At 47.8% G+C, this 12,959-nt stretch carries 14 protein-coding genes; all 14 read left to right on the top strand.

Features of this window, described 5'->3' with window-relative positions; translation table 11 throughout:
• Positions 1-10 precede the first annotated feature (10 nt).
• The 14 genes from ACFVS2_RS33305 to lysS all read left to right on the top strand — a co-directional run bounded on the left by ACFVS2_RS33305 (position 11) and on the right by lysS (position 12,617).
• Positions 11-913, top strand: coding sequence for a peptidyl-prolyl cis-trans isomerase (locus ACFVS2_RS33305; RefSeq protein WP_390240818.1), 903 nt, complete (start codon positions 11-13; stop codon positions 911-913).
• Between the two features lie 82 nt (positions 914-995).
• Complete coding sequence (gene cysK, locus ACFVS2_RS33300) at positions 996-1,928, top strand: cysteine synthase A (RefSeq protein WP_056493393.1); 933 nt, start codon at positions 996-998, stop codon at positions 1,926-1,928.
• Positions 1,929-2,048: 120 nt separating this feature from the next.
• Entirely contained in the window at positions 2,049-3,542 is a 1,494-nt protein-coding gene (locus ACFVS2_RS33295) for an anthranilate synthase component I family protein (RefSeq protein WP_390240816.1), read from the top strand.
• 17 nt (positions 3,543-3,559) lie between these two features.
• On the top strand, positions 3,560-4,144 hold the full coding sequence (pabA, locus tag ACFVS2_RS33290; protein ID WP_390240814.1) for an aminodeoxychorismate/anthranilate synthase component II: 585 nt from the start codon (positions 3,560-3,562) through the stop codon (positions 4,142-4,144).
• Positions 4,145-4,325: 181 nt separating this feature from the next.
• A complete protein-coding gene (locus ACFVS2_RS33285; RefSeq protein ID WP_173621249.1) occupies positions 4,326-5,687 on the top strand; it encodes an alkaline phosphatase in 1,362 nt (453 codons plus the stop codon).
• Between the two features lie 142 nt (positions 5,688-5,829).
• Positions 5,830-6,000: a twin-arginine translocase TatA/TatE family subunit gene (tatA, locus tag ACFVS2_RS33280; protein ID WP_012683944.1), complete on the top strand. Its 171-nt coding sequence runs from the start codon at positions 5,830-5,832 to the stop codon at positions 5,998-6,000.
• 38 nt (positions 6,001-6,038) lie between these two features.
• Complete coding sequence (gene pabC, locus ACFVS2_RS33275; RefSeq protein WP_390240811.1) at positions 6,039-6,884, top strand: aminodeoxychorismate lyase; 846 nt, start codon at positions 6,039-6,041, stop codon at positions 6,882-6,884.
• A 52-nt stretch (positions 6,885-6,936) separates the two neighbouring features.
• A complete protein-coding gene (gene folP / locus ACFVS2_RS33270; RefSeq protein ID WP_390240809.1) occupies positions 6,937-8,124 on the top strand; it encodes a dihydropteroate synthase in 1,188 nt (395 codons plus the stop codon).
• Between the two features lie 2 nt (positions 8,125-8,126).
• Positions 8,127-8,498, top strand: a complete 372-nt coding sequence (gene folB / locus ACFVS2_RS33265) for a dihydroneopterin aldolase (RefSeq protein ID WP_064203224.1) — start codon at positions 8,127-8,129, stop codon at positions 8,496-8,498.
• The gene (gene folK / locus ACFVS2_RS33260; protein WP_390240807.1) at positions 8,495-9,025 is read left to right on the top strand and encodes a 2-amino-4-hydroxy-6-hydroxymethyldihydropteridine diphosphokinase; all 531 of its coding nucleotides are present in this window, start codon (positions 8,495-8,497) and stop codon (positions 9,023-9,025) included. Before folB ends, folK begins: the two co-directional genes overlap by 4 nt.
• A complete protein-coding gene (locus ACFVS2_RS33255) occupies positions 8,977-9,186 on the top strand; it encodes a helix-turn-helix domain-containing protein (protein ID WP_173621246.1) in 210 nt (69 codons plus the stop codon). The genes folK and ACFVS2_RS33255 overlap by 49 nt, the downstream gene beginning before the upstream one ends.
• A 70-nt stretch (positions 9,187-9,256) precedes the next feature.
• Positions 9,257-10,285 (top strand): tRNA dihydrouridine synthase DusB, encoded by a 1,029-nt coding sequence (gene dusB / locus ACFVS2_RS33250; RefSeq protein ID WP_173621247.1) that lies wholly within the window; start codon positions 9,257-9,259, stop codon positions 10,283-10,285.
• A gap of 217 nt (positions 10,286-10,502) precedes the next feature.
• Positions 10,503-10,979: a transcription elongation factor GreA gene (gene greA, locus ACFVS2_RS33245; RefSeq protein ID WP_064203223.1), complete on the top strand. Its 477-nt coding sequence runs from the start codon at positions 10,503-10,505 to the stop codon at positions 10,977-10,979.
• A 102-nt stretch (positions 10,980-11,081) separates the two neighbouring features.
• Positions 11,082-12,617, top strand: a complete 1,536-nt coding sequence (lysS, locus tag ACFVS2_RS33240) for a lysine--tRNA ligase (RefSeq protein ID WP_390240804.1) — start codon at positions 11,082-11,084, stop codon at positions 12,615-12,617.
• Positions 12,618-12,959: the final 342 nt, after the last annotated feature.

The following is a 12,959-nucleotide window of genomic DNA, read 5'->3' as shown; positions in this document are numbered from 1 at the left end:
GAGTGTTGGCATGACCAACGTAAAAGGGTTGTGGGCATTCATTGGGGCGCTTGTATTGTTGCTGCTTGCCGTTACCTGGGCATGGTACCAGGCATCAGGCAAGCTGCAGCCTGCCGCCATCGTAGGGGATAAGACGATTAGCAACGATGAGTATGTAACGGCGCTGAAACAAAAGTTCGGTAAGCAAGTGCTAAACGACATGATTAATCGGGAAGTCGTTTTTCAAGAGGCGAAGCGATCCGGCATCACGGTTGATCCGAAGCAGCTGGACCAAGAGCTTTCCCAGATTCGCGACAGCTACGGCAGTCGGACAGATAGCGAGTTTGAGGCTGCGCTGTTAAAACAAGCGGGGACGACCGTGGAAGCCCTGAAGCAGGAGATTTCTTACCAAATCCTGCTGCAAACCCTGGCAACGAAGGACATGACCATCAAGGATGAAGAAGTACTAAACGTCTACAACAGCCGATCTGACCGTTATACCCGACCGATGCAGATGCGTTTAGGACAAATCGTCGTGGCTTCCCAAAAAGAAGCGGAACAAGTTTTGGCTGATGTAAAAAACGGGGCAGACTTTCAGACGATTGCCAAAGAGCGCTCGATTGATGCGGATACAGCGGTGAACGGCGGCGACGTGGGCTGGGTTTCCATCAAGGATAATCGATTGCCCGACGAGGCGAAGCCCATTGTAGAAAAGCTGGAGAAAGACAAATATAGCGAAGCGATCAAAATAGAAGATCATTACGTCATTTACCAACTGACAGAGCGCAGGGAAGCCAGTCAACGGACGTTTGAAGAGGTAAAAGATGAGCTGCGCCGAGAAATCGCATTTGCCCAGGTCGAGTCGCTAGATGTCGTGCTGGAGCGATTGCGAAAATCGGTAGGGGTCCAGATTTCTGGGCAAATGCCTCATTGACCAAATAGGCTACCGTTGATATAATTATGTCAATAAATCCTAGCGTTTTACTCGGTTATTGAAAATAGGAGGGGCAGAACATATGCGCGTGGCTAATTCCATTACCGATTTGATTGGATTTACTCCGCTTGTAAAGCTGAATCGTATTGTCACCGAAGATATTGCAGACATTTACTTGAAGCTGGAGTTCTTCAATCCGGGCAGCAGTGTAAAAGACCGAATTGCGTTGTCGATGATTGAGGCAGCAGAGGCAGATGGAAGTCTGAAACCGGGTGATACCATCATTGAACCTACGAGCGGAAATACCGGTATTGGACTCGCGATGGTTGCTGCTGCAAAAGGATATCGTGCTATTCTGGTCATGCCAGAGACGATGAGTATTGAGCGACGCAACCTGTTGCGTGCCTATGGTGCGGAGCTGGTTCTCACACCAGGCAGCGAAGGGATGGGCGGAGCGATTCGCAAAGCGGAAGAGCTGGCGAAAGAAGATAGCTCGTATTTCATTCCGCAACAATTTAAAAACCTGGCAAACCCGGCCATTCACCGTGAGACAACTGCTCGTGAGCTGTTGGACCAAGCGAAGGAAATCGGCGGCGTAGATGCGTTTATTTCCGGTATTGGTACAGGCGGAACGATTACGGGTGTAGGGCAGGTTCTTCGTGAACACTATCCGAATGTACAAATCGTGGCTGTTGAGCCTGCTGCTTCGCCAGTTTTGTCTGGCGGCAAACCAGGTCCACATAAGATCCAAGGTATCGGCGCTGGCTTTGTTCCAGATATTCTCGATACACAAATTTACGACGAAATCATTAAGGTAGAAAACGAGGACGCTTTTGAAACGGCGCGTCGTGTTGCTCGTCAGGAAGGTATTCTCGGCGGGATTTCGTCTGGAGCAGCGATTCATGCGGCTCTGCAAGTAGCAGCGAAGCTCGGCAAAGGCAAAAAAGTGATCGCTGTCATTCCTTCGAATGGGGAGCGTTATTTGTCCACGCCTCTGTATCAGTTCGAAGATTAATTGTAAAAAGATAACGCAAGACCACGGAGCGCTACGTTGGCGACGTGGTCTTTTCTTTTTGTGTCAGGCAACTATATAATGAACGGATAAATAGTGAAAACCGGAGCGTGAAGAGGAAGAATGTTCCCTACCTTTGCTGATTGCCAGACGTATGCCTTATCTTATCCGTTGGTCCCCCTTGCCCTGCGTAAACCGTGGTCTTCGACGATGGATCCGTGGCAGGTGCTCACAAAACTACAGCCTTCTCTGCAACATGCTGTCCTGTTGGAAAGTGGACGAGCTGGGCGGTATACCTTTTTGGCATATGAGCCTATCGCTACGCTGCGCAGTCAGCGAGGAGAAACCATCGTTTCGTACCCAGAAGGAAAAATCGAGAGCATAGAGACTCACAACCCATTGAATGCTTTACGAGAGCTGCTCTCTCGTTACCGTACGCCTGCGCTTCCAAGTATGCCAGATTTTGCTGGGGGCGCCGTAGGCTATATCAGCTATGAGATGAACCGCTTTTTTGAGCCGAGCTTGCCACAGATAGCGACTGACGACTTACAGTTACCAGACCTGTATGTTATGATAATGCAAGACCTTCTTGTCTTTGATCATGAGACCCGAGAGATCATTTGCCTGACGCATTTGAGCGCGGACAATTTGACCGAAGAGAGCTATCGACAAGCAGCATTCCACCTGGAAAAACGCATGGACTCGATTGCTTCCTTGGCAATGGATCGCGATGAGACAGATTGGGAAGCTTTGCGCAAAAAACCGCTTGCCAAGCTAGTGCCAGCGTCAGTATCCTTTGCCAAAGACCAATTCGAGGATGCCGTTCGTCGGGTGCAGGAGTACATCGCCCAAGGGGATGTTTTTCAGGTCAATCTGTCGGTACGGCAAAGTAAGCCAGTGCAGGTGACTGCCCCAGAAGTGTACGATGTGCTTCGCAAGCTGAATCCTTCTCCCTATATGGGCTATCTGAGCTTCCCTGAATTTCAATTAGTTAGTGCCTCGCCAGAGCTACTTGTAAAGGTAAAAGGCAAGGAAGTGCATACGCGTCCGATCGCCGGTACACGTCCGCGTGGATTAACGGATGAGCAAGACGATGCATTGGCACGTGAGCTGATTGATAATGAAAAGGAACGCGCAGAGCATGTCATGCTGGTTGATTTGGAGCGCAATGACATGGGCCGTGTCTGTCGCTTTGGCAGTGTGGAGGTCAGCGAATTCATGGTCGTGGAGAAATATTCCCACGTCATGCATATCGTCTCTCATGTCAAAGGAGAGTTGGCAGCAGGCAAGGATGCGCTTGATGCGATCGAAGCGACTTTTCCAGGAGGGACGATCACCGGAGCGCCAAAAGTTCGCACGATGGAAATCATCGAAGAGCTGGAGCCAGTCAAGCGAGGCGTCTATACGGGATCAATCGGCTGGTTTGGCTTCAATGGTGATATCGAGGTCAACATTGCCATCCGCACTATGGTGATCAAGGATGGCGTAGCTCATGTCCAGGCTGGAGCGGGTATCGTGATTGACTCGGTTCCAGAGGCCGAGTATGCCGAGTCATTGAAAAAGGCAGAAGCGTTGTGGAAAGCGCTTGAGTTGAGCGAGCAGAGAACGATGAGTTGAGAGGAGATGAGTGTACGATGATTTTGATGATTGATAACTACGATTCCTTTACCTACAATTTGGTGCAGTATGTGGGAGAGCTTGGGGAAGAGCTACAAGTGTATCGCAATGACAAAATTTCACTGGAAGAAATCGAACGATTGGCACCTGATTATTTGATGGTGTCTCCAGGACCGTGCACACCAAATGAAGCGGGGATCAGCATGGATGTTATCCGCCATTTTGCCGGAAAAATTCCGATTTTGGGTGTTTGTTTGGGTCATCAGTCCATTGGGCAAGTGTTTGGCGGAAAAGTCATTCGGGCCGAGCGCTTGATGCACGGAAAAACGTCGGAAGTTTTCCATGATGGCAAAACTATCTTTCAGGACATTCCTTCTCCCTTTACGGCGGCACGCTACCATTCCTTGATTATTGAGGAAGCGTCCATTCCGAGTGAGCTGGAAGTAACCGCCCGGACAGCCGAAGGCGAAATTATGGCTGTGCGCCATCGGGAGTACCCAATTGAAGGCGTCCAGTTCCACCCTGAATCGATTATTACCGAGCACGGCAAGCAATTGCTGAAGAACTTCCTTACTGCATACGCGCGCCATACGACAGGTTAACACATAGATACGACAGGAAAACCGCCTTTTTACGAGGGCGGTTTTTTGTGTTCTTCGACAAATGTAAATCTATCTTTACTGTTTCCTTAAACTTCTTTACATTCCCCACGTCATTTCTCAATATTGGAAGATTACAATCTAGTTGAAAATAAATAATAATTCATTTCTTAGGAGGTACATGATGTTCCGTACATTCCCCAAAAAGCTTGTTCCAGTTGCAGTAATCTCCTCGCTGGCTTTTACAGCGTTCTTCGGTCCTACTACAGGTCTTGTAAAAGCAGCAGAAAATAATAACAACGCAAAAGTGAAAAATGTAATCTTCTTAATCGGTGACGGTATGGGTACTGCTTACACAACTGCACATCGTTACATGAAGGACGACCCTTCGACTCCACTGATGGAGCCAACAGAATTCGATAAATATTTGGTCGGTGCACAAATGACTTACGCAGAAGACCACAAGCAAAACATTACAGACTCCGCTTCTGCTGCTACGGCGATGTCTTCTGGTAAAAAAACATACAATAATGCGATTGCGGTAGACAACGACAAATCAGAAGTAGAAACCGTACTCGAGCGTGCGAAAAAAGTAGGTAAATCTACTGGCTTGGTAGCTACCTCCGAAATTACTCATGCTACCCCTGCTTCTTATGGTGCTCATGACGAAAGCCGCAAGAACATGGATGCGATTGCGAATGATTACTATGATTTGAAAATTAACGGCGAGCATTCCATCGATGTGATGCTTGGCGGTGGCTTGAAAAACTTCGTTCGTAAAGATCGTGACCTGACGAAAGAGTTTAAGAAAGATGGCTACAGCTACGTTACTTCGAAGAGCGAACTATTGGACGACAAAAACGGCAAAATTCTCGGATTGTTTGCAGATGGCGGAATGGACAAAATGATCGACCGTTCCAAGGAAACACCTTCTCTGGAAGAAATGACAAATGCTGCAATCGATCGTCTGAGCAAGGACAAGGATGGGTTCTTCCTGATGGTAGAAGGAAGCCAAATTGACTGGGCTGGTCATGACAACGATATCGTTGGCGCAATGAGCGAGATGGAAGATTTCGAGCGAGCTTTCCAAGCAGCGATTGACTTCGCGAAGAAAGATGGCCATACACTGGTTATCGCAACGGCTGACCACTCCACGGGTGGATTGTCAGTAGCGGCTAAAGATGAATACAACTTCTTGGTAGAGCCAATTAAAGCAGTGAAACGTACGCCTGATTTCATTTCGACTGAAATTGCAAAAGGTGCAAATGTAGAGGAAACACTCAAGAAGTACATTGACCTGGAGCTGACTCCGCAAGAAATCGCGTCTGTGAAGAAAGCTGCTGAAACAAAAGACCAAGTGAAAATTGATAATGCCATCGAAGCGATTATCGATACACGCTCCTTTACTGGCTGGACAACAGGTGGACACACAGGGGAAGATGTAAACGTCTATGCGTATGGTCCTGGTAAAGAGAAAGTATCTGGATTGATCGACAACACTAAAAACGCGGATGTCATTTTCGAAATCCTGGGTGGAAAGAAATAAGCGAGAGTAAAATTTTCGTGAGTGATGGGCTACCATGCTACAGTGGTAGCCTTTTTCGCTTGGGGCTGGGAGTAGATTGGGTGCTTTATGCACATCCTTTGAAGAGACTGGGTAATTGACAGGAAAAGGAGTGTTGCCAGCAATGCTGTCGAGCATCGGTATTCCCGGATTGATTTTGCTCTTGATCATTTCCTTGTTGCTTTTCGGACCGAAGAAGCTGCCGGAGATTGGTCGTGCAGTCGGACAGACTTTGAATGAATTTAAGCTGTCGATGAAAGATTTGACGCCGGATGAAGAGGAGAAAAAGATGTGATATGATGCTCTCGACTATATTATCGGGAGAGAGCGCAGATGCACGTTTATGTTAACGGGACGATTTGTCCGGCTCACGAGGCTACAGTATCGGTATTGGACCACGGGTTTTTGTACGGTATTGGTTTGTTTGAAACGTTACGTGTATACGACCGCAAGCTATTTTTATGGGATGCTCATTACGCCCGGCTTTGTTCCGGGCTTTTTGCGTTGCAGATTCAACCTGCTTGGACAAAGGAGGAGCTCGCTTGCGCCATCTTGATGACCATAGATGCCAACGAGTTGCGTGATGCTTACGTCCGCTTGAGTATTACGGCTGGCGCAGAAGGAGTGGGCTTGGTAGCAGGGGGGTACGAGCGTCCGTCCTTATTCGTATTTGCCAAACCTGTAGCACCTCTGGCAGTACCTCCTCCGCCTAAGGGATTGCAGACATTGGCGTTGGCTAGACAGACAGCGGAAGGCCAGCAGCGCTTTAAATCGCACAATTACTTAAACAATGCCCTTGCACGTCAAGAACTCGGCGCCCGTCCCGATGTGGAAGGTCTGTTTTTGACGCATGATGGCTTCGTGGCGGAAGGAATTGTGAGCAATGTGTTCTGGGTCAAGAACGGCAAGTTGTTTACCCCTTCTATTGATACGGGCATTCTTGATGGTGTAACGCGGCGACATGTTTTGACTTTGGCACAGCAATTATCGATGCCTGCCGAAGAAGGTCGATATCGCTTGGAAGATCTGCTCAACGCCGATGAAGTCTTTACGACAAATTCCGTGCAAGAGATCGTTCCGATTGCCGAAATTGACGGGCAATCCGTCCCTTCGACATATGGTACATATTCGTGCGAACTGCACCGCGCCTACTGTCAGTCTGTAGCGGCTAGCGAGTAAATTATGGTATGCTACTATTCAATGTGCGAAGACGGATAAAGGGAGTTTGATCATGAAATACAATTCATTTCGAATCCATGCTGCGACCTTCGCTGAGATGGTATCGGAGCTTGTTAAAAGGGGTGTTCCTGTTGCGGAAGCCGAACGCATGACGGAAGCAGGGACGAGCCTGAAGATTCACACGGAAAACATGAGTGTGGCAACAGCACAGAGTGTGAGAGAGATTATGCACTCTTTTGATGCGGAAGCCATTCTTTCAGACCAACCAGGTACTTCCGACAAAAAATACGTGCTGCTGTTGGCTTCACACACGAAGATGGATTTGGCGTTGGATCATATGAAAACCCAAACAGAAGAACTACGAGCGTTGGCGGCAGAGGTACGGGAAGTTTTAGCTATGCCTGCCAAGCTTCGTGCGCGGCGCGAGCTGAACTGTGGTAAGTATGTTCTGCCACTGGGGGAGCGTACGCTAGTCATGGGCATTTTGAATGTGACACCTGATTCATTCTCAGATGGCGGTCGCTATGTCGATGTGGAGGCAGCACTGGCACAAGCGCGTGCGATGGTTGAGGCCGGAGCTGACCTGATTGATATCGGCGGTGAATCGACACGTCCGGGGTCGGAAGCAGTCGATGAGGCGACGGAGCTGGACAGAGTGCTACCAGTCATTCGGATACTTTCGCAGGAATTGTCTGTTCCGCTGTCCATTGACACATACAAAGCGGCGGTTGCAGAACGGGCTATTTTAGAAGGGGCACATATCATTAATGATGTATGGGGAGCGAAGCGTGACCCGCGGATGGCAGAGGTAGCTGCTCGTCTCGATGTGCCCATTATCCTGATGCACAATCGGGAAGACACGGACTATCACGACTTTTTCCCAAACTATATCAAAGACTTGCGTGAGTCAGTACAGATCGCCTTGCAGGCAGGGGTAAAACAGGAGCGTATCATTCTCGATCCGGGGATCGGGTTTGTAAGGACTGTTGAGCAAAATCTCGAAACGATGCGCAGGCTGGATGATCTGGTAGGGCTGGGCTATCCCGTTCTGCTTGCCACTTCACGCAAGCGGATGATCGGTCATGTTCTCGACGTGCCTGTAGATGAGCGAGTCGAAGGTACCGCAGCGACAGTTGCCCTCGGGGCGGCAAAAGGCTGCCATATGGTACGGGTGCATGATGTCAAAGAAATGAAGCGCGTGACGAAGATGATGGATGCGATGCTAAAAGGGGGCATTTAACCTTGGATAAAATCTACTTCAATGGCATGTCTTTTTACGGATACCACGGTGTGTTTGGAGCAGAGGCTGAGCTGGGCCAACGGTTCTATGTCGATCTGGAGCTATCGCTCGATTTATCCAAGGCCGGAGCAAGTGACGATCTTCACGATACAGTCAATTACGCCGATATCTTTACTTGTGTGCAAAAAATTGTCGAGGGTGAACGATTTCATCTGGTAGAAAAACTGACTGCTGTGATAGCAGAACGCTTATTGGAGCAATTCCCTTTGCATGAAGTTAAAGCAAAAGTGACCAAGCCGAATCCGCCGATCAATGGGCATTATGAGTCGGTTGCGATTGAGATGATCCGTAGAAGAGAGGATTTTGCTTCATGACAGTTTGTGCGTATTTGGCGTTAGGCTCCAATCTTGGGGATCGGGCACAGAACTTGCGCCGGGCGATACAGAGATTGAACGAGCAACCTGGAATTCGCGTGCTTCGTGTCTCCTCTGTTTATGAGACCGATCCATTTGGTAACGTCGAACAAGACGCATTTCTGAATATGGCGATCGCTGTGGAAACAGAACAGAGCCCGGATCAGCTGCTAGAGACGGCGTTGTCAGTAGAGCGAGAGCTAGGTCGTGTGCGAACGGTTCGGTGGGGACCGCGAACGATTGATATTGACTTACTGTTGTACGGGACATCGCGTGTTTCGCAAGACAATCTCATGATTCCTCATCCTGGGCTGAGCGAGCGTGCTTTTGTACTCGTGCCGCTTCGAGACGTTTGGGAAGGCGGCGTTTTACCTGAGCATAACCAGACCATTGATCATTATCTTTCCTTATTGGTAGAAGATCACAAGGGGGTACGTGAGTGGGGAGCAATCAACTGGGAAATCGAATCCGGTCCTTCCGAAAGCTAAAAGGGTATACGCAACAGTCCCTTTCGGACAAGATGGGAGTGTCACTGTCGTTTGTTGGATCACTAGAGAGAGGAACTCGTATGCCAACAGAGCCTGTATTACGGAAGATCGCCAGCACTTTACAGGTAGACTACGATGAATTATGTGCTATAAATAGGTGATGTAATGAAGTTTGGATAGGATTGTCCTCTCCAAGACCCCGACTAAGCGGGAATAAGGAGGCGAAAATAGATGAAAATCGGCAATATCGAGTTAAAAAACAACGTAGTTCTCGCTCCAATGGCAGGTGTCTGTAATCCTGCTTTTCGTCTGATTGCCAAGGAGTTCGGTACTGGATTGGTTTGCGCCGAGATGGTAAGCGACAAGGGTATTGTGCACGGAAACAAAAAAACGATGGATATGCTGTTTGTCGACGAACGCGAAAAGCCACTAAGTTTGCAGATTTTTGGTGGAGACAAGGAAACCTTGGTGAGTGCGGCGAAATATGTAGACCAGCATACGAATGCGGATATCATTGATATCAACATGGGCTGTCCTGTGCCGAAAATTACGAGCTGTGATGCAGGTGCGCGTCTGTTGCTCGATCCAGATAAAATCTACGAAGTCGTATCTGCTGTGGTCGACGCGGTCGACAAGCCGGTTACCGTGAAGATGAGATTGGGTTGGGACGAAGATCATCTGTACGTACTGGATAACGCCAAGGCAGTAGAACGTGCAGGCGGCAAAGCGATTGCTGTTCATGGACGCACCCGCGTACAAATGTACAAAGGAAAAGCTGATTGGGACTGGATCCGTCAGGTGAAGGAAACCGTTTCGATTCCGGTGATTGGTAACGGGGATGTCGCTACTCCTGAGGATGCGAGACGCATGCTGGATATAACGGGTTGCGATGGTGTCATGATTGGACGCGCTGCACTCGGGAATCCATGGATGCTGTATCGCACCATTCAATACTTGACGACGGGAGAGCTCGGACCGGAGCCATCCGCACGGGAAAAGATGAATATTTGTTTATTGCACGCAGAGCGTTTAATCGCGCTGAAGGGTCCGCGAGTGGGCGTTCTTGAAATGCGTAAGCACGCGGCGTATTATTTAAAAGGCTTGAAGGGCTCGACGCACACGAAAAATCTCGTGAATGCGGTTGAGACAGAAGAGGAGCTTCGCAGCGTCCTCATGAACTTTGTCGATTGGATCGAAAACTATGCAGATGACAGTGAAGAACCGCTGGAAACAGCAAGTGATGAGGCTGTCAGCTACTAAAATTGGTGGTTCATTCCAGACATTGACAAGGGTTCCTTCATATCCTATAATACTCCGTAATATTGGGAGTCGAGCTGCCAGTCCACACTGGCAGCTTTACCTTTGAACCTCACTGACGATTGCATTCTGCTGTATATTGTATAGAACATCTACATATAATCCTTTGTACTTTACCCAGTATAAATGGAATCATTTTTTAAAACGGGGGAATTGAACCATGTCTGAAAAAGAAGTCATCCTTACACCAGAAGGTTTAACGAAACTGGAACAAGAACTTGAAGATTTGAAAACGGTTAAACGTAAGGAAGTAGCTGCTCGTATTAAAGAAGCGATTAGCTTTGGAGATATCAGTGAGAACTCTGAATACGAAGAAGCAAAGAATGAGCAAGCGTTCATTGAAGGTCGCATTCTGACCCTGGAAAAAATGCTGCGCAATGCCCGCATCATCACAAATGAAGATGTAGATACAGGTGTTGTAAGTGTTGGTTCCCGCGTGAAGCTGAAAGATCTCGAGTTCGGTGATGTTATGGATTACACGATTGTAGGTTCTGCTGAATCCGATCCGATGAACAACAAGATTTCCAACGAGTCCCCGGTAGGGCAAGCGCTCCTCGGCAAAGCAAAAGGCTCGATTGTTGATGTAAACGTACCGGCAGGAGTCATTCAGTACGAGATTCTTGATATTAACCTGTAAGCAGTCGATCTATGGCGTACCTTTTGCGAGGTACGCCGTATCGCTATTATAAAAGTCTGTACAAAATTGTTAATGCAGGCATTTTCTAGAGGAGTGAGTGAAATGGCAAACGAGCAAGACCTCCAGCAAGAGGACCTTCAACAAGAAGAACAGCAACAGGAAGGGCTCCACGAGCTTCTTCAAGTGCGTCACGACAAAATGAAGCAATTGCGTGAGTGGGGCTTTGATCCGTTCGGTAAAAAATTCGAGCAAACGCATCACGCTGCAGATATAACAAAAGCTTTTAGCGAAAAGAGCAAGGAAGAGCTGGAAGCGGAAGAGAACGTGGTTACGATTGCAGGCCGCTTGATGGCGAAACGTGGAATGGGTAAGGCGAGCTTTGCTCAACTGCTGGATCGTTCCGGTCAGATTCAAATCTACGTTCGTCAGGATACCGTTGGCGAAGAGCTGAGCAAAGTATTTGATTTGGCTGATATCGGTGACATGATCGGTGTAACTGGTGTTGTTTTCAAAACAAAAACTGGCGAGCTCAGTGTAAAAGCAAAGGAACTATCCTACCTGACCAAATCACTGCGTCCACTGCCTGAGAAATACCATGGTCTCAAAGATATCGAGACTCGCTATCGTAAGCGTTACGTGGATTTGATTGTGAATCCAGAAGTTCGCGATACGTTCATTACTCGTAGCCGCATTCTGACTTCGATGCGTCGTTATTTGGACAACCTTGGCTATCTGGAAGTAGAAACACCTACACTCCATGCGATTGCCGGTGGTGCATCTGCTCGTCCATTTATCACGCACCACAATGCATTGGATATGCAGTTGTATATGCGTATTGCAATTGAGCTGCACTTGAAACGCCTGATTGTCGGTGGCTTGGAAAAGGTGTATGAGATCGGTCGCGTATACCGCAACGAAGGGATCTCTACTCGCCACAACCCTGAGTTCACGATGATTGAGCTGTACGAAGCATATGCCGACTACCAGGATATCATGAGCCTGACTGAAGAAATGGTTGCTCATATCGCTCAGGAAGTATTGGGCACCATGAAAATTCAGTACCAAGGCAACGAGATTGACCTGACACCAAAATGGCGTCGTGTACACATGGTAGATTTGATTAAGGAAAATCTCGGCGTCGATTTCTGGAAGGAAATGAGCGACGATGAAGCTCGTGCTTTGGCAAAAGAGCATGGCGTATCCGTTGAGCCTCACCATACGTTCGGACATGTAGTGAATGAATTCTTTGAGCAAAAGCTGGAGCATACGTTGATTCAGCCAACCTTTGTTTACGGTCATCCTGTGGCGATTTCGCCATTGGCGAAGAAAAATGATCAGGATCCACGCTTCACGGATCGTTTTGAGTTGTTTATCGTAGCTCGTGAGCATGCTAATGCATTTACAGAGCTCAATGATCCAATTGACCAGCGTGAACGTTTTGAAGCACAGCTATTGGAAAAAGAAGCTGGTAACGACGAAGCGCATGATATGGACGACGATTTCATTGAAGCGCTTGAGTATGGTATGCCGCCAACTGGAGGATTAGGAATCGGAATTGACCGTCTGGTAATGCTGTTGACCAACTCTCCTTCTATTCGCGACGTACTGCTGTTCCCTCATATGCGTAACCGCGATTAGTCTTGCAGAATAGAACCATCTGAGAAAAACTCAGATGGTTTTTATTTTTTACTTGCACTTAAAAAGGTTAAGTGTTATATTAATACCTGTTCTTCTTTTTTACTTAATCGATCACGAAAAATGATGTGAAATTAGTTCTTGCTTTTCCTTCAGGGTTTGTGGTAGATTAATGAGGTCGCTGAAAAACACGTTAAAAAAACTTGTTGACACGACCTGGACAACCTGATAAGATGAAATGGTTGTTGTGAAAATGTTCTTTGAAAACTGAACAGCGAAAGCGTTAATGAGTCTATCATTAAATGATTTGCCAGCTTTGAACCAGTAACAAACTTTATTGGAGAG

Source organism: Brevibacillus sp. NPDC058079 (genome assembly GCF_042885155.1).
In the GTDB taxonomy this organism is placed as follows: Bacteria; Bacillota; Bacilli; order Brevibacillales; family Brevibacillaceae; genus Brevibacillus.
Note: the sequence above shows the minus strand (reverse complement) of the source record. Positions and strands in the feature narration are given on the sequence as shown.

Excerpts from the sequence above, each read along its gene's own strand:
- ACFVS2_RS33305 (WP_390240818.1), top strand. The coding sequence starts at position 11 with ATGACCAACGTAAAAGGGTTGTGGGCATTCATTGGGGCGCTTGTATTG.
- cysK (WP_056493393.1), top strand. The coding sequence starts at position 996 with ATGCGCGTGGCTAATTCCATTACCGATTTGATTGGATTTACTCCGCTT.
- ACFVS2_RS33295 (WP_390240816.1), top strand. The coding sequence starts at position 2,049 with ATGTTCCCTACCTTTGCTGATTGCCAGACGTATGCCTTATCTTATCCG.
- pabA (WP_390240814.1), top strand. The coding sequence starts at position 3,560 with ATGATTTTGATGATTGATAACTACGATTCCTTTACCTACAATTTGGTG.
- ACFVS2_RS33285 (WP_173621249.1), top strand. The coding sequence starts at position 4,326 with ATGTTCCGTACATTCCCCAAAAAGCTTGTTCCAGTTGCAGTAATCTCC.
- tatA (WP_012683944.1), top strand. The coding sequence starts at position 5,830 with ATGCTGTCGAGCATCGGTATTCCCGGATTGATTTTGCTCTTGATCATT.
- pabC (WP_390240811.1), top strand. The coding sequence starts at position 6,039 with ATGCACGTTTATGTTAACGGGACGATTTGTCCGGCTCACGAGGCTACA.
- folP (WP_390240809.1), top strand. The coding sequence starts at position 6,937 with ATGAAATACAATTCATTTCGAATCCATGCTGCGACCTTCGCTGAGATG.
- folK (WP_390240807.1), top strand. The coding sequence starts at position 8,495 with ATGACAGTTTGTGCGTATTTGGCGTTAGGCTCCAATCTTGGGGATCGG.
- dusB (WP_173621247.1), top strand. The coding sequence starts at position 9,257 with ATGAAAATCGGCAATATCGAGTTAAAAAACAACGTAGTTCTCGCTCCA.
- greA (WP_064203223.1), top strand. The coding sequence starts at position 10,503 with ATGTCTGAAAAAGAAGTCATCCTTACACCAGAAGGTTTAACGAAACTG.
- lysS (WP_390240804.1), top strand. The coding sequence starts at position 11,082 with ATGGCAAACGAGCAAGACCTCCAGCAAGAGGACCTTCAACAAGAAGAA.